Here is a 20,225-nt window from a genome sequence, read left to right on the forward strand (position 1 = left end):
CACCCGGAGGTCCCTTGAGTTGCACAAGCATCATAGCGCGCTGGGGCTAGCTGAGTCCCTTCGGCCGGTTCAGCCGGTCACGCTCCTTCGTCCCCACGCCGCTGCGCGGGCTGCCCGGTTCTTCGTCGAGAAGTTCCAGGGGCGCTCGATGTATGCCGTCAAGGCGAATCCGTCGCCCGAACTGATCCAGATCCTCTGGGACAACGGGATCACCCATTTCGACGTCGCGTCGATCGCCGAAGTGCGCCTCGTCCATGGCGTCGCGCCACAGGCGACGCTGTGCTTCATGCACCCGGTCAAGGCCGAGGAAGCGATCGCCGAGGCCTATTCGGTCTATGGCGTGCGCACCTTCTCGCTCGATTCGATCGAGGAACTGGAGAAGATCGAGCGCGCCACCCAGGGCGCGACCGACCTGACGCTGTGCGTCCGGATGCGCGTCTCGTCGGAGATGTCGAAGCTCAGCCTGGCATCCAAGTTCGGGGTCGAGCTGACCGACGCCAAGGAACTGCTCCAGCGCACCCGCCAGGTCGCCGATGCGCTCGGCATCTGCTTCCATGTCGGCAGCCAGGCGATGAGCCCGTCGGCCTATGTCCAGGCGATGGAGAAGGTCCGCGCCGCAATCGTCTCTGCGGCGGTCACCGTCGACGTGATCGACGTCGGCGGCGGCTTCCCCTCGGTCTATCCGGGCATGGAGCCGCCCGCGCTCGAAGCCTATTTCGGCGCGATCCACCAGGCGTTCGAAAGCCTGCCGGTTTCCTATTCGTCCGAGCTGTGGTGCGAGCCCGGCCGCGCGCTGTGCGCCGAATATGCCAGCCTGCTGGTCCGCGTCGAGCGACGCCGCGGCGACGAGCTGTACATCAACGATGGCGCCTATGGGGCGCTGTTCGATGCCGCTCACATCGGCTGGCGCTTCCCGGTGAAGCTGCTGCGCGAACCGGAATCGAAGGCGCGCGAGATCGGCTTCAGCTTCTACGGCCCGACCTGCGACGACATGGACCATATGGCGGGCCCCTTCCACCTGCCCGCCGACGTCCAGCCCGGCGACTATATCGAGATCGGCATGCTCGGCGCCTATGGCTGCGCGATGCGCACCGGCTTCAACGGCTTCACCGCCGGGGACCGGGTGATCATGGACGACGAGCCGATGGCGACGCTGTATGTCCGCGACGAAGAGGCCCGCGAGGCGGTTTCGTCGAACGTCATCAAGCTGTAAGGGCCTGACCACACAACAAGCGTCACCCCAGCGCAGGCTGGGGTCCATGTCTGTTGTCGCATGCGGTGCCACCGCCCGCTGAGAGAGACATGGCTGCCAGCCTCCGCTGGCATGACGGAAGATTTATACGAGGAACATCATGACCGACGCCCCCATCAACGACACGCGCAAGGCCGAGCTGCTCTCGACCGTGGTCGAGCATATCGACATCACCAGCTTCGACGCGCGCCCGATCATCGACGCGATGGGCAAGATGAGCTTCACCAGCCGCGACCTGGCCCGCGCCACCCGCATCTACAACGACATGCTGGCGGACCCCGACTGCACGGTCTTCCTGGTGATCGCGGGTTCGACCTCGGCCGGCGGCTGCATGGACGCCTATGCCGAGCTGCTGCGCAACAACATGGTCGACGCGGTCGTCGCGACCGGCGCCACCATCGTCGACATGGATTTCTTCGAGGGCCTCGGCCACAAGCATTATCAGGCGCTCGAAGTGCCCGACGACGACACGCTGCGCTCGCTCTACATCGACCGCATCTACGACACCTATATCGACGAGGAGCAGCTCCAGGACTGCGACTTCACGATCAACAAGATCGCGAACGCGCTGCCGCCGGGCCCCTATTCGAGCCGCGCCTTCATCCGTGAGATGGGCAAATATCTCGCCGAGCACGGCAAGAAGGAGAACAGCCTCGTCAAGCTCGCCTATGAGCATGACGTGCCGATCTTCTGCCCGGCCTTCGTCGACTCGTCGGCGGGCTTCGGCCTCGTCAAGCACCAGGTCGACTGCATGAAGGCTGGCCGGCCCTATATGATGATCGACGCGGTCGCCGATTTCCGCGAACTGACCGACATCAAGATCAAGGCAGGCACCAGCGGCCTGCTGATGATCGGCGGCGGCGTGCCGAAGAACTTCATCCAGGACACCGTCGTCTGCGCCGAGATCCTCGGCCATGAGGATGTCGAGGTGCACAAATATGCCGTACAGATCACCGTCGCCGACGTGCGCGACGGCGCCTGCTCCTCCTCGACCCTCCAGGAGGCGGCGAGCTGGGGCAAGGTCAACACCGGCATCGAGCAGATGGTGTTCGCGGAAGCAGGCTCGGTCCTGCCGCTGCTGGCGTCCGACGCCTATCATCGCGGCCATTGGAAGACCCGCGCCAAGCGCGCCTGGGGCAAGCTGTTCGCATAGGTTCTTGTCCGTCATCCTGACGAAAGTCAGGATCCATTGACGCAACGCCTGAATTCCATCTCCGGCGTCGCGGCAATGGATGCTGGATCAAGTCCAGCATGACGGGAAACGACTACCGCTTCGACGGCCGGCCGATCGGCCGATGCTCGCGATGGCTTTCGCGCGATAGCGTCTGGAGCAGGGTGAAGAGGTCGGCGGTCTGTTCCGACCGGGTCAGCGCATCGGCCTTGGCCAGCACCCGCGCGACCTGGTTGTCCATATAGCCGGCGTCCCCCCAATAGGCGAGGCTCCAGTCCTGGAAACGATAGCCGTCGATGGCGCGGCGATCGATCACCGTCACCTGTTCGTGGCGCGGATCATGGCCGATGCTTTCCATCAGTTCGTCGAGCGCGGCTCCGGGGCCTTCGAGTATCTGGGCGAAATGGCGTTCGGTGAAGATGAGCACCCCGCGGACCCGGAGTGCCGCGTTGCGCCCGGTGGATGCCGCGACGATGCGATCGACCTCGCCTGCCTGATCGGGCAGGATGAGCCGGCTGCGGCTGACATAGATAAGCGATTGGTACATGCTGCAACTATCGCATGATGCCGCCGGCTCCAGCAGCCAGCAAAGTTACGGGTTTCGCCCGGTAATTTCGTTAAAGTTACGACTTTCGGCGGAGGTTCGGGGCCTCCTCGCGCCGGCACGTCCCGGTTTGACAGAGCCGCCGCGACTCGCCAGCCTGCCCCCCGGAAACGGGAGGGATGCCATGCACACGCCGATACTGGGCGCGGTCGTCGCGCTGATACTCTGGACCTTCGCGATGTGGCTGTGGCTCTACGCCACCCGCCTGCCCGCGATCATCAAGGGCGGGATCGTCTATGATCCCAACCGCCCCGCGAGCGAGTTCATGGACCGGATTCCGCCACGGGTCCGCTGGAAGGCCGACAATTACAACCATCTCCACGAGCAGCCGACGATCTTCTACGCTCTCGCGATCACGCTGGCGCTGCTCGGCGCGGGCGGCGGGCTCAACGCGACGCTCGCCTGGGCCTATGTCGGCCTGCGGGTGGTCCACAGCCTGATCCAGGCGACGGTCAACAAGGTGGAGGCGCGATTCGCGGTCTTCGTGCTGGCATCGCTCGTGCTGTTCGCGCTGGCGGTCCGGGCGGCGCTCATCCTGTTCGGCGGACCCAGCGCCTGACCCGATATCGTCGCTCCGGCGAGCGATGGCTTGTGGTCAGAATCTGTATCCGGCCGAGACCTGCACCACCGGCCGATAGCCCTTCGCCTCGCCGCGCCCGCCGCTCATCAGGTCGAGCGGGGTGACGACCAAGCTGGCGCTCCGCCGTGTCATGCCGCGACCGACCACGCCGATATCGGCTCCGATCACCAGCCCCTCACCGACGGTGCCGGAAAGGCCCGCCGTCAGCATCGGCGCGTAGCGCGCTGTGCCGATGTCGGACCGGTCGTTGCTGCCGCGCAGCAGGCGGCGGTTGTCGTCCTCGCGCAGGCCCAGCGAGATGCGAAAGGCATCGCCGAACGGGTGGACGTCGCCGGTCAGCGCATAGGCGCGCGGGCGACGGCCGGAAAGCGGATCGGCCCGGACGATATCATCGACGGGTTCGGCCCGGAGCGGCGCGATGCTGCGCCGGATCGTCAGCCAGCGATAGGGATGGAAGACGACTTCGGAGCCACTCTCCAGCCCCCGCAGGTTGAGCGCAAGGCGCGGGGCCGCCTGCGCGGAGCCCGTCGCCAGCAGGCCGATGATCGCAAGGGAAACCCGTCCGAACGCCATATGCACCACCACGCTGAGGATGGGCGATCATAGGCGGCCAGCCGATAATTTATGGTTAAGCGATCGTTACGGGGGACGAGTTTACGCAAAGGTCCCGTGGCGACGCAGACGGATATTACCGCACGAAGCTGGCGACCAGTTCGACATGGGTCGACCAGCGGAACTGGCCGACCGGTGTGATCCGCTGCAGCGTCCAGCCCCCCTCGATCAGGGTCCGTGCGTCGCGCGCGAAGGTCGAGGGGTTGCACGAGACATAGGCGATGCGCCGCAGCTTCGTCGAAGCCGCCAGCGCCGCCATCTGTTCCTTGGCACCGGGGCGCGGCGGATCGAGCACCAGCGCGTCGAAGCGGTCGACCTCGGCGACGTCGAGCGGACGGCGGAACAGATCGCGATGCTCGACAGCGACGATGCGCTGCGCCCCGTCGGCGGCGGCCTTCAGCCCCAGCACCGCGTCGCGCGCGCCTTCCGCGGCATAGACGCGGCGATCTTTCGATAGCGGCAATGCGAAGGTGCCGAGCCCCGCGAACAGATCGGCGACCAGCGCGGCATCGCCGACGATCGCCTCGACCGCCGCGACCAGCGCCCCCTCCCCGTCCGCCGTCGCCTGCAGGAAGCCGCCCGCCGGAAAGGGCACCACCACCCCGCCGAGAGTGACCGTCGCCGGCTCGGGCTCCCAGCGCGGCTGCGCGCCGTAACCGTCGTCGATCGACAGCCGGGCGAGCTTGTGCCGCAGGGCGAAATCGTTGAGCGCCTCGACCGCCGCCAGCCCCTCGACCTCGACCTTCTCGATCAGCAGGTCGACGCCCTGATCGACCAGCGTCATCTGCACCCCCGCCGCGCGCCGGTCGCGCAGCATGGGGTGCAGCAATTTGCGTAGCGGATCGACCAGCGCGAACAGCGCCGGGTGCATGATCGCGCACATCTTCAGGTCGACGATATGGTGGCTCTGCTCCTCGTTGAAGCCGAGCAGCATCCGCTTGCCCTGCCGCTCGGCGCGCAGCGAGACGCGGCGGCGGGTCTGCGGCGCGGAGAGGATGGCGGGCGCCATATCCGGGGCCGTGATCTTCTGCTGCATCAGCGCGCCGGCGATCCGCTGGCCAAGGAAGTCGGCATAGCTGGCATCGTCGACATGTTGCAGCTGGCAGCCGCCGCATTTCGGGAAATGGCGACATGCCGGATCGACATGGTGCGGCCCGTGGGTCAGCGATCCGTCGACGTGGAGCAGGTCGCCCGGCGCCGACAATGGCGAATGGCGGCCATCCTCGGTAATGCCTTCGCCCCGCGCGGCGATGCGGATGATGGGAACGGCGTCGGTCATGCGCTGCGCCTTCCCCCGTCCGTCATCCCGGCGGAGGCCGGGATCGCAGGAGATGGCGAGACGAGGTTGCAGCAGGAGCCGATTGCGATCCCGGCCTCCGCCGGGATGACGATGTGGGTCAAGACCACGAGCATTCACTCAACGCTTTCGGAAGATGGGCAATAAGGTCGTCGGCAATGAGCCCCGGCCCTGCCAGCTCGGCCGCTCTGCGGTGCAGCCAGACGCCGGCACAGGCGGCCTCGAACGCCGCCAGCCCGCGAGCCCGGTTCGCGGCGATCAGGCCGGCCAGCACATCTCCGGTCCCCGCGCTCGCCAGCCAGCCCGGCGCGGGCCAGCCGATCGCGGCGCGGCCGTCCGGAGCGGCCACCACCGTATCCGGGCCCTTCAACACCACCACCGCCTGCGCCTGCGCCGCGGCGGCGCGGGCGCGCTCGATCCGGCTGCCTTCCAGCGTGCCGAACAACGTGGCGAATTCGCCCTCATGCGGGGTCAGCACCGGCAGGCCGGGCAGCGCGCCCGTGCCTTCGAGCAGCATCAGCGCATCGGCATCGAGCACCAGCGGCTTGTCCGAAGCCAGCGCCGCATCGAGCAGGGCTCGCCCTGCGGCATCACGCCCCAGCCCCGGCCCGACCAGCGCGCAGCCTACCCGCCTATCGGCGAGCAAGTCCGCCAGCGGCGCATCGCGCCGGACGATCGCGGCCGGGCCGCCCTGCCCTTTGCCGGCCAAGGTGACATAGCCAGCCCCGCCCCGCTGCGCCGCCATCGCGGAAAGCAGCGCCGCGCCCGGCATCGCTCCCTCGGCGACGACGACATGGCCGCGCGTATATTTATGATCGGCCGGTCCCGGCGCCGGAAGATGCGGGCGAGCGATCTCCGACAGGCTGGAGGTCCCGGGAATGCCGATATCCCCCAGCACCAGCCGCCCCATCAGCGCTGCCGCCGGCTGCAGCAGATGCGCGGGCTTCAGCACCGCGAGCGCGACCGTCATGTCATAGCGTATCGCTGGCCCCAGCAGCGCACCGTCATCGGTGCCGATCCCGCTCGGCAGGTCCACCGCGATCCTGAGCCGCGCCGCCGCCGCCAGCCGTTCAAGCGGCGCGGCGATGGCGGGATCGAGCGGGCGCGCCAGCCCGGTGCCGAACAGCGCGTCGATGATCACGGCGGCCGGCTTCGCCTCGGCCAGCGGCTCGACCGGCCCGCCCCACAGGCCGCGCATCACCCGCGCCACATCGGTACGCGGCTCACCGCTCGCCGCGATGCGGACCGGCACCCCGCGTGCGTGCAGCAGCCGCGCGATCACATAGCCGTCGCCGCCATTGTTGCCCGGGCCGCACAGCACCAGCGTCGGCGCGCGCCCCGCATAGCGCCAAGCCGCCTCGGCAACGGCGGCGCCCGCGCGCTGCATCGCCGCGTCGACGGTGAGGCCGGTCGCGAACACGGCCTCCTCGGCGGCGCGCGTCTCGGCGGCGGTCAGGATCGGGCGGCCTTCGGTGCGCGCGCTCACGGCGCGACCTTCGCCGGCAGCCGATAGACCATTTCGCCCGCCGCCACCTCGATATGGCCGGGCTCATCCGAGGGCCGCACCGTCACCGGCACCGCGCCGTCGGCCGCGATCACCCCACGCCCGTCCTTGACGATCAACAGGCGCCGGAAGCCGCCATCGGGCCCGCGCGCGACGATCACCCGGCCATCCGGGCTGTCGACACGATCGATCGTGCAGATGCGCTCGAACCGGGGTGCGTCCGCAAGCCGGCAGTCGATCGGATCGCCGGTCGCATCGTCCTTCGCCGAGCCGCAGGCGGCGAGCAGCAGCAGGGCCGCGAGGCCCAGGCTCTTTCCAACACCGATCGCCGAGATTCCGTTCACCCCGGGCCTAGAGCATAAAGCGATGGGGCAAGGCAACTCAGGAGACCGCGCCAATGTCGATCCCGCGCGCGACGTCCAGGAAGGCGGCAAGGGTGGCGCTGTCGTCCGCCCCTCGCCAGGCAAGCCCCGTCTCCAGCATCGGCGCCTCCTCCAGATCGACGTAGAGCACGCCGGTCCGCGCCAGATTGCGCATCGACGCCGGCACCAGCGCGAATCCCATGCCCGCCGAGACGAGACTGATAATCGTCTGCATCTGGATCGCCTCCTGACGGACATGCGGCGGCCTTCCCTGCCGCTCCAGATAGGCGGTGATGCGATCGTGGAAGACCGGCGCGACCCGGCGCGGGAACAGGATCAGCGGCCGATCGAGCCAGTCGCCGCCCAGCCAGCCGCCGTGCCGCTGCCGCGCCTCATCCACCCAGGCTTCGGGTATCGCGGCGACCAGCGGCTCCCGCAGCAGCGGCATGTAGCTCAGAGCATCGGGCAGCGCTCCATCGGGTGGTACGATGATGCCGGCATGGCCCCGCCCGTCGAGCAGCGCCGCGATCTGCACGTCGCTGGTCGCCTCGGCCAGCGTCACCTCGACCTGCGGAAAGCGCGCCGCATAATGGCGGACCAGCGCCGGCAGCAGGCTGTAGTCGGCGATGCTGACGAAACTGAGGGCCAGTTCGCCCGCGCTGCCCTCGCGCAGGCGGCGGGCGATATAGGGCAGCGCGGCGATCCCGGCCACGGCCGGCCGGACATGCTCCAGCCACTGGTGGCCGAAGGCGGTGAGCGCGACATTGCGCTTCGACCGGGTGAAAAGCGCCGCGCCCAGTTCCCGCTCCAGCGCCAGGATCGACTGGCTGAGCGGCGGCTGCGTCATCCCCAGCCGCTCGGCCGCGCGCCCGAAGTGAAGCGTATCGGCCACCGCAAGGAAATGATGAAGCTGGCGCAGGTCCTTCACGATTAAGTCTCCTGGCGACCTTATATCGCTTCAATAATATATTTCACAACCTTAGGGGAAAAGCATAGACGCGGGCACGACAAGATCGATCCCGAGGATTGCCGACATGCCAGCCTATCGTTCACGCACCAGCACCCACGGCCGCAACATGGCGGGCGCGCGCGGCCTGTGGCGCGCCACCGGCATGACCGACGAGGATTTCGGCAAGCCGATCATCGCCATCGCCAACAGCTTCACCCAGTTCGTGCCCGGCCATGTCCATCTGAAGGACCTGGGCCAGCTCGTCGCGCGTGAGATCGAGGCGGCGGGCGGCGTCGCCAAGGAGTTCAACACGATCGCGGTCGATGACGGGATTGCGATGGGCCATGGCGGCATGCTCTATTCGCTGCCCAGCCGCGACCTGATCGCCGACAGCGTCGAATATATGGTCAACGCGCATTGCGCGGACGCGCTGCTGTGCATCTCCAACTGCGACAAGATCACGCCCGGCATGCTGATGGCGGCGATGCGGCTCAACATCCCGGTCATCTTCGTCTCGGGCGGGCCGATGGAAGCCGGCAAGGCCGATATACGGGGCAAGACGATCGCGCTCGACCTGGTCGACGCGATGGTGGTCGCCGCCGACGAGAGCTATACCGATGAGGAGGTGAAAGTCATCGAGCGCTCGGCCTGCCCCACCTGCGGCAGCTGTTCGGGCATGTTCACCGCCAACAGCATGAACTGCCTCACCGAGGCGCTGGGCCTGTCGCTGCCGGGCAACGGATCGATCCTGGCCACCCACGCCGATCGCGAAAAGCTGTTCCGCGAGGCGGGCCACACCATCGTCGACCTGGCGAAGCGCTGGTACGAGCAGGACGACGCATCCGCCCTGCCGCGCAACATCGCCAATTTCACGGCGTTCGAAAATGCGATGAGCCTGGATATCGCGATGGGCGGATCGACCAACACCGTGCTCCACCTGCTCGCCGCCGCGCATGAGGGCGAGGTGGATTTCACCATGGCCGACATCGACCGGCTGTCGCGGCGCGTCCCCTGCCTGTGCAAGGTCGCGCCCGCCAAGCAGGACGTGCATATGGAGGACGTTCACCGCGCCGGCGGCATCATGGCGATCCTTGGCCAGCTCGACCGCGCCGGCCTGATCGACGCCAGCCTGCCCACCGTCCATTCGGCAACGCTCGGCGACGCGCTCGACCGCTGGGACATCAGCCGCACCGAGAGCGAGGCGGTGCGGGAGTTCTATAAGGCGGCGCCGGGCGGCGTTCGCACCACGGTCGCGTTCAGCACCAGCAACCGCTGGAAGGAACTCGATACCGACCGCGCCAATGGCGTGATCCGCGATGCCGAGCACCCCTTTTCCAGGGATGGCGGCCTGGCCGTGCTGTTCGGCAATCTCGCGCCCGAGGGCTGCATCGTGAAGACGGCGGGCGTCGACGATTCCATCCTGACCTTCCACGGCACCGCGCGGGTCTATGAGAGCCAGGACGCATCGGTGGCCGGCATCCTCGGCAATGAGGTGAAGGAAGGCGAGGTCGTCGTCATCCGCTATGAGGGGCCGAAGGGCGGACCGGGCATGCAGGAGATGCTCTACCCGACGAGCTATCTGAAATCGAAGGGCCTGGGGAAGGCTTGCGCGCTGATCACCGACGGGCGCTTCTCGGGCGGCACATCGGGCCTGTCGATCGGCCATGTCTCGCCGGAAGCGGCGGAAGGCGGCCTGATCGCGCTGGTCGCTACCGGCGACCCGATCGTCATCGACATCCCCAACCGGGTGATCAGGCTGGACATCTCCGACGCGGAGATCGCCGCCCGCACCGAGGAGATGCTGGCGCGCGGCAAGAAGGCGTGGAAGCCGTTCGGCCGCAAGCGCGACGTCTCGCCCGCGCTGCGCGCCTATGCCGCGCTCACCACCAACGCCGCGCGCGGCGCGGTGCGCGACGTCAGCCAGGTCGAGCAGGACTGAACCGCCGCCTCCGCCGACGATTGCGGACTCCGCTGCCGTAGCGTCATCCTTTGGTCTAAATCCGGGGCCCGGCCTCTTGCCCGGCGCCCCGGTTCAGGTCATTCGGGTCTCACCAGATCACGGGAAACGGGCAGCGCAGGCGAGATCGCCACCGCCCTTCCGGACGGGAGTTACAGTATGCGTAGCGCACAGCAGTTCGAAGTCCGCAGCCGTACCGACGCCCAGCATCGCGTCGTCACCGTCGCCATGGCGCGGCCGGCCGAACCGAAATGGCCGCTGGGCGCGCAGGTCGCGTTCATCACCGGCAGCGCTGCCGCGCTCTGGATCGCGATCGGCGTAGCGGTGAGTATCCTCCTCTAAACAGTTTGTCGCGCGGGGTGGCATGGGACCCGTCGGCTGGCCTGTGGGCCGAGGCCGGCGGGTCCCTTTTCCTTTTGGACGCTCATCGGTCCTCCTGGCGAAGCCGGAATGCGGGACTGCGGCAATCCGGCTCCAGCATTGCCGTAATTGCGTCTGGCTGAACGTGGGGGTGTTCATCAACCGGTCCATTGTCGTCATTCCCGCGAAAGCGGGAATCCATGGACGGCGATCCGCAAAGGCTCCTGTTCATCGTGACCGTGGATTCCCGCTCTCGCGGGAATGACGCCTCTGGTGGTGACGCCCCCCCAGGTTCCGCAGGACGACGTCGGAAGAAGGGAACCCCTCCCCTCCACAACCGTAATGCCACCATGCCCGCCGCCTTCCTGCTCGCGCTTGGCGACCTCGCCGACCGGCACATCCTGGGCATATTGGTCCGATCGCTGCTGATAACGCTGGCCCTGTTCGCCCTGCTCGGGCTGGCGCTCGGCTGGCTGCTGGCCGGTGCCGATCCCTGCGCGGCGTTCGGCGACATGGAATGCACGCTGAGCGCCACGACCGGCGGCATCGGCGCGCTGGCGCTGACGCTGGCGGCGATCTGGTTCCTGTTTCCCGCGGTCGCGATCGGCGTGATCTGCGCCTATGTCGAGCGGATCGCCCAGATCATCGAGCGGCGCCATTATCCCGCCGCCGCCGAACGCGCTCGATCGATCGGCGTGGGGGCGGTCGCCTGGCTGGGGCTGCGCTCGGCGCTCCGGGTGATCCTCTACAACCTCGCCGCCCTGCCCTTCTACATCCTGCTGCTCATCACCGGCATCGGCCCGCTGATCCTGTTCGTGATCGTCAATGGCATCGCCTTCGGCCGCGACCTGGGCGAGATGGTCGCCGCCCGCCACGGCGATCGCGCCACCCGCTATGCGTGGCTGGGCGAGACGCGGCTCAGCCGGATGCTGATCGGATCGGCGGTGACGGGGCTGTTCCTGGTGCCCTTCCTGAACCTGCTCGCCCCGGTGCTGGGCGCGGCGGCGACCGTCCATCTCTTCCATCGCCGCGCCGCCTGATCTTTTGTCGGCGGGGCATGACGAAAATTGCCCTGCCGCCTCCTGCCACGCTTCCTAGGATGCCGCCACGGGAGAGACAGCATGATCCAGACAGCCGAAATTCTGACGCGGACGGATTTCGACGGCGCCAGGCTGGTCGACGTCGACATATTCGCGCAGGACTTCAAGCGCCGGCCCTATGCCCATTTCAGCCGCTGGACGACCGAGGCGCCCTTCTATGTCGAAGCCGGCGGCGCGCCGCAGGCGGTGGTCGCGCGCCATTCGGCGGTGATGCGGGCCTTCAGCGACCATGAATATTTCAGCAGCCGCAAGCGGCCATGGCCCGGCATGGAGAAATATGCCTATTTCCAGGGCCTGCCGGTGGTGGCCGACAGCGACCCGCCCGATCACACCCGGCTGCGCCGGCTGATGACCCCGGCCTTCACCCCCAGGCGGATCAGCGCGATCGAGGACGGGCTGGCGCTGCATGTCGATGCCATGCTCGACCGGTTCGAGACCGCTGGCCGCTTCGATGCCGCGATCGATTATGGCCGCGAGCTTGCCGCCCATATCCTTTTCGCGCTGCTGCTGGACCTTCCGCAGGAGGCCTGGCCGATCTTCCTGCGCATCGCCCACGCCATGTCGACCTATAACGATCTTTCCGCCGGCGACTCCCCCGCCGCCGCCTTCATCGACGCCTGGGCCGAAGGCCGCGCCTATTGCGAGGCGATGATCGACGAGCAGCGCCGCCGCCCCTCCGACAGCGTCGTCGCCGGGATCATCGACGCCCATAACGAGGAAGGCCGGATCACCACCGACGAGCTGCTGGCCACACTCTTCACCCTCTACATCGCCGGCCATGGCGGCATCGCCAACACCGTCGCCTGGACGCTGCTGCGGCTCTGCCAGAATCCCGACCAGCTCGACTTGCTTCGGCGCGAGCCCGAACGGATCATGGCCGCCGTCGACGAGGGCATTCGCCACGATCCCAGCGGCTATCATGTGCTGCGCTTCGCCACCCATGATTTCGAGTTCGAAGGGCTGCGGCTGTGGCGGGACATGCCGGTGCTGATCATCAGCGGCGCCCCCAATTATGATCCGGCGCGCTATCCCGATCCGCTGCGGTTCGACATCGCGCGTGAGGGGCGGCGCGACATCACCGCCTTCGGCTATGGCGTCCACCACTGCATCGGCATGCTGCTGTCGCGCCGGATCGGCCGGATCGCGATCGAGGCCCCGGTGCGGCGCTTCGCGCGGCTGCGGCTCGCCGATCCCGGTTTCGAGCCCGGCATCGTCGGCGGACCGAAGGAGCGCGGGCCGGATTCGGTGCCCCTGCTGATCGGCTGACCCATTTCTGAACCACCGCGCCAATGGTGCGTTACGTGCAGAAGTAGTGATGTTGCTTTAGGAGGTAGACGTGGCTTCGGTCAGCGACAGCCCATCCCTGCGGCGGCGGGAGCTGCTCCGCAGCCTGCGCCGGACCCGGACGATGTTCGCACGGATTGGCGATCATGCGCGCTCGGTGAAGGTCGAACTGGGCATCCAGATGCTGCTCGACCAGCGGGTCAGCGACCGGATGATCGAACTGCTTGAACAGGGCGCCGCCGTGGCGGCGCGCGACGCGGTGGCGGCAAGCGGGGCCTAGAGGCTTTTAGGCGGCCTTTGCTCCGGCCGACCACTCTCCGTCCTTTTCGAACTTCTTCAGATAGTTGAACAGGCCACGGGGGACGGGCTTCTTGCCCGGGTCATACCAGGGCAGCAGGTTGGCGAGCAGCGGCTTCAGGAAGACGCGGCGGTTGAACCTTTCGAAGGTCTTGATATCCGCGCGCAGCTGCCTTTTCTCGTCGTCCGACATCCGCTCCATCTCGACCTGCCGCATATAGGCGACCGCCCGGCTGGAGAAGCCGCGCAGATGCCGGATCGCGAAGATCAGGCCATAGAGCCGATAGAAATAGCCATTGATGATCCGCCCGATCAGTCCGCGGCAATATATCGCCTTGAAGTACTGGAAGCAGACTTCGCGGTGCTCGAATTCCTCGGCCATGTGCCATTTCCAGAGGCGGATGGCGGCATTGTCGAGACCGCCGATCATCTCATCGCTTTTCTCGAACCAGAGCATGCCGGACACCGCGCCGAGCGTCTCGAACCCGTCGGCATAGGCGAGACGCCACTTCAGCGACTTCGTCCTCGAGAATTCCTCCAGATCGGCCGCCAGTTCCGCCTCCATCTCGGCGAGGCGCGGAAAGCCGGATTCGGCGATCAGCTTGTTGAAGATGCGGTGTTGGCGGAAATGCTGCGACTCCTGGGCAATGAACTTCTGGGTGTCGTCCCGAAGCCATGTATGGGACGGCGGCAATAGCGGCGCGGCTTCCTGCAATAATTTGATGAGCCACGGCTCGACCGGCGAAGGTATGATGGCGGTCGCGTTGCGATCCTGGCTGAACGCCATGTTGTGCGACCAGTAGAATTTGAAATCCGAATAATCGAACTTCGGAAATCGTACGATCATGCCCATCGCGCAGCCATCCCTTGTTGGCCGCCGTCCTAGTCCCGTGGCACCGGATGGACAATTCAAAGTCCCTTAAGCGCTAAACCACCTGCAGCTATTCCGTCACCACATGGCGGGCCATCTCCGTCGCGACGTCGGACAACAGGCTTTCCAGTTGCACCCGCTTCTCGGTCGACAGCCTGGCGATCGAGCGTGCGAAACCGCTGTTCACCGATATATCGGCGAGGACGCCCCGGACGAGAGCGGCCGCTTCGGCCGTGAGGGAAAGCTTCGCCGTGCGTCGATCGCCCCCGGCGGCCTCGCGAACAATGAAGCCCTTGTCGGCGAGCTTGGCGATCCGAAGCGAAATGGCGGCCGGCGTCACCGAGAGGACCCGGGCAACATCCGAAGGACGCGCCCGCCCGTCCCCTTCGATGAATATGACGCTCATGACGAAGATGTCCGCCGCGCTGAGCTTCCTTTCGCGCAACATCACGTCCAGATTGACAATGATCTGATGCGCCAGGGCCATGATGTGCCACATCGACCCCGCATAGGCGCCATCGCCATGCGGCTGCAGTTCGGGAAACTCGCTCTTGTAGCGCTCGATGACGGTCCGGGCGTCGATCTGGTCGCGCGGCCCGGTCATGGCAGGCGGCTCGCGACCTCCACGATCACCGGCGCCAGCCGCTGCGCCCAATGCGCGACCCCGGCCTCGTCACCGATCAGGTCCTGCCGCACCTCCAGCCCCAGATAGGGAATGCCGTTCGCCTCGGCATGGGCGTTCATCGTCGCGTTGAGCACCTTGCCCGAATAGGGCTCGTTATCGCCGGTGACGATCCCGGCCGCCCGCAGCGCGGCGATGCCGGGTCGTGCGGCGCGATCATCCTGATTGTAGAGGACGCCGACCTGCCAGGGGCGCTGCTCCTCCGGACGGGTGGCGAGGCGAGGCGTGAAACTGTGGAGCGAGACGATCAGCCGCGGCCGGGCCGCCGCTACGCTCGCGGCGATACCGTCATGATAAGGCCGCCAGAAGCGCTCGATCCGCGCCCTCCGGCCCTTGGCATCGAGCAACCTGTTGCCGGGGATGGCGAAGCCGTCGCTTTCGGTGGGGATCAGGCCGGGCGCGTCCTCCTCACGATTGAGGTCGATCACCAGGCGCGAAACCCCGCCATATATCCCCTCCATTCCCAGGGCTTCGCAGAGCAGCGCGCCGAGCGGGGCCACGCCGATATCGATCGCCATGTGCTGATCGAGCAGCGCCGGATCGATGTCGAGATCGATATCGCCCGGCACATGGTTCGAGGCATGGTCGGCGATCAGCAGCAGCCCGTTCATGGGAACACCGGCCTGCGTCGCGCGCGGAAGGCCGCGAGCCCCTCGCGGAAGTCGCTGCTGCCGAAGGCATCCTCGAACAGTGTATCGCTGTCGCCGTCCCCGGCGATGATGCGCTTGAGACCGGCGACACTGCTGCGCGAATTGGCGGCGATCGTGCCGGCGAGCGCGAGGGCGGCATCGTCGGCCTTCTTCGCGCGCTCCTCGACCAGCCCGATCGACAGCGCCTCGTCGGCCTCGATCGTCATGCCCGACAGCAGCAGCCGCGCCGCCTGCCCCGGGCCGACCAGGGCCCTGAGCCGCGCCACGTCGCACGCCGGATAGACGATGCCGACCTTGGCCGGGGTGATGCCGAACTGCGCCCTGTCCCCGGCGATGCGGATGTCGCAGGCGAGCGCCAGCGCGACACCAGCGCCGTAGCAGCCACCGTCGATCGCGGCGATCGTGGCAATGGGCGCCCCGGCCAGCGCATCGAAGGCGCGCGCCATGCCGGTGCGAAAACGGCCCCGCAACGCGGGATCGGCACTCAGCCCGTCAAGATCGCCGAGATCGGCCCCGGCGCTGAAGATGTTGGGCGCGCCCGACCGGACGATCAGCGCGCGGGCGCCGCCGTCGATCGCCTGGCCGACCAGATCGGCCAGCACCACCCACTGGTCGAGCGCGACCGCGTTGCGGAAGGCGGGCCGGTCGAGGCTGATGCGGGCGACCGGCCCGCTCGAATCGAGGGTGAACATGTGGGGACTGTTGCCGCGCCGTCCCGAAAATGTCACGACATCGCTAGGATTATGGAATCGCAGAGCGGATCAGCCCTGTCGCGACGCCGGTTCGGGCTGATGCTCGGCGCCGCGACGATCGCGCCCGCGCTGCCGCTGCTCGCCGGCCCGCCCCCCAATCCCCGGCGCCCGGGCCCCTGCCCCATCACCACGCCGGTCGATGCCGCGACGATGAAGCTGATGGAGCATACGCCAGAGATCGCGACCTATGGCGGCGTCGCGGGATCGGCCGGGGGTGGCCCCCTCGCGCGGCGGATGGACGATTATTCGCCCGAGGGCGAGGAGGCGTGGCGCGCCGCCCTGGGCGAGGCCGGCATCGCGATTGAGCGGATCGATTGCAGTGGCGATCCGCTCGGCCGGCTCCGCCTGAAGATCGCCGCCGCGGTGATCGAGAACGGGACGCGCAGCGCCGCGATCGGCTATGGCCGGCCCAACCCCTTCTGGTTTTCCGGGCATGAGCCCTATGTGGTCAACCAGATATCCGGCCCGGTGGTCAACACTCCCAATGTGATGATCGCGCAGCAGCCGCTCTCCTCGCCGGTCGAGGTCGATGCGTGGATCGAGAAGCTGGACGGCTTTGCCGGGGGATTTGACGGGGTCATCGCCAAGCTGAAGGCCGACAGGGGGCTGGGCTGCATCCCGCCGCGCGCGCTGCTCGAAAAGACGCTGCCGGTGATCGAGAATTTCCTGGCCGGGCCGCCCGATCGCCATCCGATGATCGTCGCGCTGCGCGACCGGATGTCGATCGCCGGGCTGGACAGCCGCACCCGCGCGGCGGCCGAGCAGCGCGCCATCGCCGCGCTGGAGAAGCGGGCCCGCCCCGCCTTCGGCCGGCTGCGCGGGGTGGTGCGCGACATGCTGCCCGAAGGCCGCGCCGAAGCGGGCGTCTGGGCCCAGCCCGACGGCGAGGCGCTCTACGCCGCCAATGTCCGCTCGGTTGGCGACAGCCCGCTGCCGCCCGAGCATATCCACCGGATCGGCCTGGAGCAGGTGCGCGCCGTCACGTCGCGGCTCCATGCGCGGCTGCGGCAACTGGGCTTCAGCCGGGGCAGCCTGCGGCAGAAGCTCGACGCGCTCGCCGCCGATCCCCGGCAGCGCTTCCCCGACAGCGCCGAGGGGCGTGAGGCGGTGCTCGCCTATCTGCGCAAGCTGGTCGCGGGGATGGAGGCGCGCCAGCCGCAGTTCCTGCCCGCCGCGATGATCCCCAACCAGCGGATGGAAATACGCGCGGTCCCGGCCGCCACCCAGGATTCGGCGCCGGGCGGCTATTATGACGGGCCCTCGCTCGACGGCTCCCGGCCCGGCATCTACTGGATCAACCTGCGCGACATGGCCTCGGTCCACCGCTACACCCTGCCGACGCTGAGCTACCATGAGGGCGTGCCCGGCCATCACACCCAAGGTGCCACCCTGCTCTCGCTGCCGCAGGCGCCGCTGCTGCTGCGCATTGCCAGCTTCAACGCCTATCAGGAGGGCTGGGCGCTCTATGCCGAACGCTTCGCCGCCGAGCTGGGGGTCTATGCGCAGGACCCTGCCGGGGACGTCGGCCGGCTGGCGGACGAGCTGTTCCGCTGCATCCGCCTGGTCGTCGACACCGGCATCCACCAGCTCCGATGGAGCCGCGAGCAGGCCATCGCCTATATGGCCGACAATAGCGGCGCGCCGATGAGCGAGACCATCGCCGAGATCGAGCGCTACATGGCCTGGCCCGGCCAGGCGCTCGGCTACAAGCTCGGCCAGCTCCGCCTGCTGGCGATGCGCGACCGGCTGAAGATGCGGATGGGCAAGGCCTTCGACCTCAAGGCGTTCCACGGCAAGGTGCTGGGCAATGGCGCGATGCCGATGGACCTGCTGGAAAGCATCGTGATTCCGGCGAAGAAGCGCTGACAATCGACGTCGCCCCGGCGGAGGCCGGGGCCGCAAGCGCCTCCTGCGGCTCCGGCCTCCGCCGGAGCGACGATCATAGCCTCAATCGAACCGTGGCCTCAATCGAACTCGTAGGCCCGCTCGCCATGGCTCGACAGGTCGAGGCCGTCATGCTCGGCCTCGGCATCGACGCGCATCGGAACGAACAGCCCGGCGAGCTTCGCCAGCCCATAGCTGGCCACCGCCGACCAGATCGCCACCACCACCACACCCAGCAGCTGCGCGCCGAACTGATCGAGGATCGTCCGCCCCTCGGCCAGGCCGATGCCGCCGAAAGCCGCGGCCGCCAGCGGGGCGAGCAGCAGCGATCCGGTCATGCCGCCGATGCCGTGGACCGCGAACACGTCGAGCGAGTCGTCGACCCGCCAGCGCTGCTTGATCGCCAGCACCGAGGCGAAGCAGACGCCCGCCCCGACCACGCCGCAGAGGATTCCACCGAGCGGCGAGATATAGCCCGCCGCCGGGGTGACGGTGGCGAGACCCGCGATCGCGCCGGTGACGAGGCCGACCGAGGTCGCCTTGCCGATCTTGATCCGCTCCAGCAACGCCCAGGCGAGGGCGGCGGCGGACGCGGCGAGATGGGTGGCGGTGAGCGCGCTGCCGGCGGCGGCGTTGGCGGCGAGCGCGGATCCGCCGTTGAAGCCGAACCAGCCGACCCACAGCATGCCCGCGCCGATCATCGTCATCGCCGGGCTGTGCGGCGGGATCATCGATTGCGGGAAGCCGCGCCGTCGGCCGATCATGATCGCGATCACCAGCGCCGAGATGCCGGCGGTGGTGTGGACGACGATGCCGCCCGCGAAATCCAGCACGCCGCGCGTCGCCATCCAGCCGCCGCCCCAGATCCAGTGCGCCGCCGGGATATAGACCACCAGCAGCCACAGCGCGGAGAACAGCATCACCCAGCCGAAGCGCACCCTTTCCGGAAAGGCGCCGATGACCAGCGCCGGCGTGATGATCGCGAACATCATCTGGTAGAGGGCGAAAACATTTTCGGGGATGGTGAGGCCCTGGCGGACGCCCTCCAGCCCATGCAGGCCGAGCATCGACAGATCGCCGATCCAGGGAGTGCCGGCGGCGAAGGCGAGGCTGTAGCCGCCCGCGAACCACAGCACCGAAACCAGCGCCGCGATCGCGAAGCATTGCATCAGCACCGACAGGAAATTCTTCGAACGGACGAGCCCGCCGTAGAAGAGCGCCAGCCCCGGCAGGGTCATGAACAGAACCAGCGCGGACGCGACGAGGATGAAGGCGGTATCGCCGCTGTTGATGCCCATCATATCCCCCCACCCGTGATTGCAATCTTTGCATGCGCGTTTGGCGATTGCCGCCGGGCGGTGCAAGCCCTTTCAGCCAGCATCTGGCAACACATGGTTTCGATTCCTGCGATGGTCGGCCTCGCCCGGGCGGGATAGACATTTCCCATCGTCCCCCGAGGAGAACGCCGATGACAGACCGCACCGCCCACCCCAAGGTCGACCGCCAGTTCGTCGATCGCTGGTCGCCCCGCGCCTTCGACGGCTCGGCGCTGGGCGAGGCCGACCGGGATTCGCTGTTCGAGGCCGCGCGCTGGGCGCCTTCGGCGTTCAACGCCCAGCCGTGGCGCCTGCTCTACGCCCAGCCGGGCGACGCGAACTGGGAGCGCTTCCTCGCCCTGCTCGTCCCCGCCAACCAGGCCTGGGCGAAGAATGCATCGCTGCTGATCTTCTTCGTCTCCGCCGCCACATCGCGCGGCAAGCCGTCGCACACCCACAGCTACGATACCGGTGCCGCCTGGATGTCGCTGGCGCTGCAGGCCGAGAAGCTGGGGCTGCGCGCGCACGGCATGTCAGGGGTCGATTTCGACGCGGCGAAGGCGGAGCTGGGCGTACCCGACGACTTCCGCATCGAGGCCGCCGCCGCGGTCGGCCGCCAGACCGACGCATCGGTGCTGCCCGAAGCCTATCGCGACAAGGAAGCGCCGAGCGACCGCAAGCCGCTGGCGGAAGTGGCGTTTGCGGGGAATTTTGTAGGCTGATCTCTCGCGTCGTCTCGGC

21 protein-coding genes are annotated in these 20,225 nt (G+C 67.8%); 10 read left to right on the forward strand and 11 right to left on the reverse strand.

All coding sequences use genetic code 11. The features are described from left to right. The first annotated feature begins 19 nt into the window (after window positions 1–19). Together CMV14_RS15230 and CMV14_RS15235 are read left to right on the forward strand one after the other, a co-directional pair. Window positions 20–1,213 (forward strand): type III PLP-dependent enzyme, encoded by a 1,194-nt coding sequence (locus tag CMV14_RS15230; protein WP_066963059.1) that lies wholly within the window; start codon window positions 20–22, stop codon window positions 1,211–1,213. Between the two features lie 139 nt (window positions 1,214–1,352). Then, on the forward strand, window positions 1,353–2,405 hold the full coding sequence (locus CMV14_RS15235; protein ID WP_066963062.1) for a 1,9-bis(guanidino)-5-aza-nonane synthase: 1,053 nt from the start codon (window positions 1,353–1,355) through the stop codon (window positions 2,403–2,405). 112 nt (window positions 2,406–2,517) lie between these two features. On the opposite strand, the gene CMV14_RS15240 is transcribed toward CMV14_RS15235, so the two are convergent. Further along, the gene (locus CMV14_RS15240) at window positions 2,518–2,970 is read right to left on the reverse strand and encodes a BLUF domain-containing protein (RefSeq protein WP_066963065.1); all 453 of its coding nucleotides are present in this window, start codon (window positions 2,968–2,970) and stop codon (window positions 2,518–2,520) included. A gap of 181 nt (window positions 2,971–3,151) precedes the next feature. Here CMV14_RS15240 and CMV14_RS15245 point away from each other — a divergent pair, with 181 nt between their 5' ends. Further along, window positions 3,152–3,586, forward strand: a complete 435-nt coding sequence (locus tag CMV14_RS15245) for an MAPEG family protein (protein ID WP_066963068.1) — start codon at window positions 3,152–3,154, stop codon at window positions 3,584–3,586. Window positions 3,587–3,622: 36 nt separating this feature from the next. Here CMV14_RS15245 and CMV14_RS15250 read toward each other — a convergent pair whose 3' ends face one another. The 5 genes from CMV14_RS15250 to CMV14_RS15270 form a co-directional block, all read right to left on the reverse strand. Further along, a complete protein-coding gene (locus CMV14_RS15250) occupies window positions 3,623–4,180 on the reverse strand; it encodes a hypothetical protein (protein WP_066963071.1) in 558 nt (185 codons plus the stop codon). Window positions 4,181–4,295: 115 nt separating this feature from the next. Then, window positions 4,296–5,498 carry a class I SAM-dependent RNA methyltransferase gene (locus CMV14_RS15255; RefSeq protein WP_066963074.1) on the reverse strand — a complete coding sequence of 401 codons (1,203 nt, stop codon included), beginning with the start codon at window positions 5,496–5,498 and terminating at the stop codon, window positions 4,296–4,298. Between the two features lie 118 nt (window positions 5,499–5,616). After that, entirely contained in the window at window positions 5,617–7,002 is a 1,386-nt protein-coding gene (locus tag CMV14_RS15260; protein WP_066963077.1) for a bifunctional ADP-dependent NAD(P)H-hydrate dehydratase/NAD(P)H-hydrate epimerase, read from the reverse strand. Beyond that, entirely contained in the window at window positions 6,999–7,364 is a 366-nt protein-coding gene (locus CMV14_RS15265) for a hypothetical protein (protein WP_238147051.1), read from the reverse strand. The genes CMV14_RS15260 and CMV14_RS15265 overlap by 4 nt, the downstream gene beginning before the upstream one ends. A 37-nt stretch (window positions 7,365–7,401) precedes the next feature. Continuing rightward, window positions 7,402–8,310 (reverse strand): LysR family transcriptional regulator, encoded by a 909-nt coding sequence (locus CMV14_RS15270; RefSeq protein WP_066963080.1) that lies wholly within the window; start codon window positions 8,308–8,310, stop codon window positions 7,402–7,404. A gap of 106 nt (window positions 8,311–8,416) precedes the next feature. On the opposite strand from CMV14_RS15270, the gene ilvD reads away from it, so the two are divergent. From ilvD to CMV14_RS15295, 5 genes are all read left to right on the forward strand, one after another. Beyond that, complete coding sequence (ilvD, locus tag CMV14_RS15275; protein ID WP_066963083.1) at window positions 8,417–10,270, forward strand: dihydroxy-acid dehydratase; 1,854 nt, start codon at window positions 8,417–8,419, stop codon at window positions 10,268–10,270. Window positions 10,271–10,447: 177 nt separating this feature from the next. After that, window positions 10,448–10,630, forward strand: a complete 183-nt coding sequence (locus CMV14_RS15280; protein ID WP_066963085.1) for a hypothetical protein — start codon at window positions 10,448–10,450, stop codon at window positions 10,628–10,630. A gap of 368 nt (window positions 10,631–10,998) precedes the next feature. Further along, entirely contained in the window at window positions 10,999–11,688 is a 690-nt protein-coding gene (locus CMV14_RS15285) for an EI24 domain-containing protein (RefSeq protein WP_066963088.1), read from the forward strand. A gap of 81 nt (window positions 11,689–11,769) precedes the next feature. Next, entirely contained in the window at window positions 11,770–13,014 is a 1,245-nt protein-coding gene (locus CMV14_RS15290) for a cytochrome P450 (protein WP_066963091.1), read from the forward strand. 70 nt (window positions 13,015–13,084) lie between these two features. Next, entirely contained in the window at window positions 13,085–13,312 is a 228-nt protein-coding gene (locus tag CMV14_RS15295) for a hypothetical protein (RefSeq protein ID WP_066963094.1), read from the forward strand. A gap of 6 nt (window positions 13,313–13,318) precedes the next feature. Here the strand turns inward: CMV14_RS15295 and CMV14_RS15300 are convergent, their stop codons facing one another. The 4 genes from CMV14_RS15300 to CMV14_RS15315 form a co-directional block, all read right to left on the reverse strand. Beyond that, the gene (locus CMV14_RS15300) at window positions 13,319–14,182 is read right to left on the reverse strand and encodes a metal-dependent hydrolase (RefSeq protein WP_083215837.1); all 864 of its coding nucleotides are present in this window, start codon (window positions 14,180–14,182) and stop codon (window positions 13,319–13,321) included. A gap of 88 nt (window positions 14,183–14,270) precedes the next feature. Continuing rightward, entirely contained in the window at window positions 14,271–14,804 is a 534-nt protein-coding gene (locus tag CMV14_RS15305) for a MarR family winged helix-turn-helix transcriptional regulator (RefSeq protein WP_066963098.1), read from the reverse strand. After that, on the reverse strand, window positions 14,801–15,493 hold the full coding sequence (locus CMV14_RS15310) for an N-formylglutamate amidohydrolase (RefSeq protein WP_066963101.1): 693 nt from the start codon (window positions 15,491–15,493) through the stop codon (window positions 14,801–14,803). Before CMV14_RS15310 ends, CMV14_RS15305 begins: the two co-directional genes overlap by 4 nt. Continuing rightward, window positions 15,490–16,224 (reverse strand): enoyl-CoA hydratase/isomerase family protein, encoded by a 735-nt coding sequence (locus CMV14_RS15315; RefSeq protein WP_066963104.1) that lies wholly within the window; start codon window positions 16,222–16,224, stop codon window positions 15,490–15,492. The genes CMV14_RS15310 and CMV14_RS15315 overlap by 4 nt, the downstream gene beginning before the upstream one ends. A 51-nt stretch (window positions 16,225–16,275) precedes the next feature. On the opposite strand from CMV14_RS15315, the gene CMV14_RS15320 reads away from it, so the two are divergent. Next, a complete protein-coding gene (locus tag CMV14_RS15320) occupies window positions 16,276–18,150 on the forward strand; it encodes a DUF885 domain-containing protein (protein WP_066963107.1) in 1,875 nt (624 codons plus the stop codon). A 98-nt stretch (window positions 18,151–18,248) separates the two neighbouring features. On the opposite strand, the gene CMV14_RS15325 is transcribed toward CMV14_RS15320, so the two are convergent. Continuing rightward, window positions 18,249–19,469, reverse strand: coding sequence for an ammonium transporter (locus CMV14_RS15325; RefSeq protein ID WP_066963110.1), 1,221 nt, complete (start codon window positions 19,467–19,469; stop codon window positions 18,249–18,251). A gap of 167 nt (window positions 19,470–19,636) precedes the next feature. Here CMV14_RS15325 and CMV14_RS15330 point away from each other — a divergent pair, with 167 nt between their 5' ends. Further along, complete coding sequence (locus CMV14_RS15330; RefSeq protein WP_066963113.1) at window positions 19,637–20,206, forward strand: nitroreductase family protein; 570 nt, start codon at window positions 19,637–19,639, stop codon at window positions 20,204–20,206. Window positions 20,207–20,225: the final 19 nt, after the last annotated feature.

This window comes from Rhizorhabdus dicambivorans, from assembly GCF_002355275.1.
GTDB classification, from domain to species: Bacteria; Pseudomonadota; Alphaproteobacteria; order Sphingomonadales; family Sphingomonadaceae; genus Rhizorhabdus; species Rhizorhabdus dicambivorans.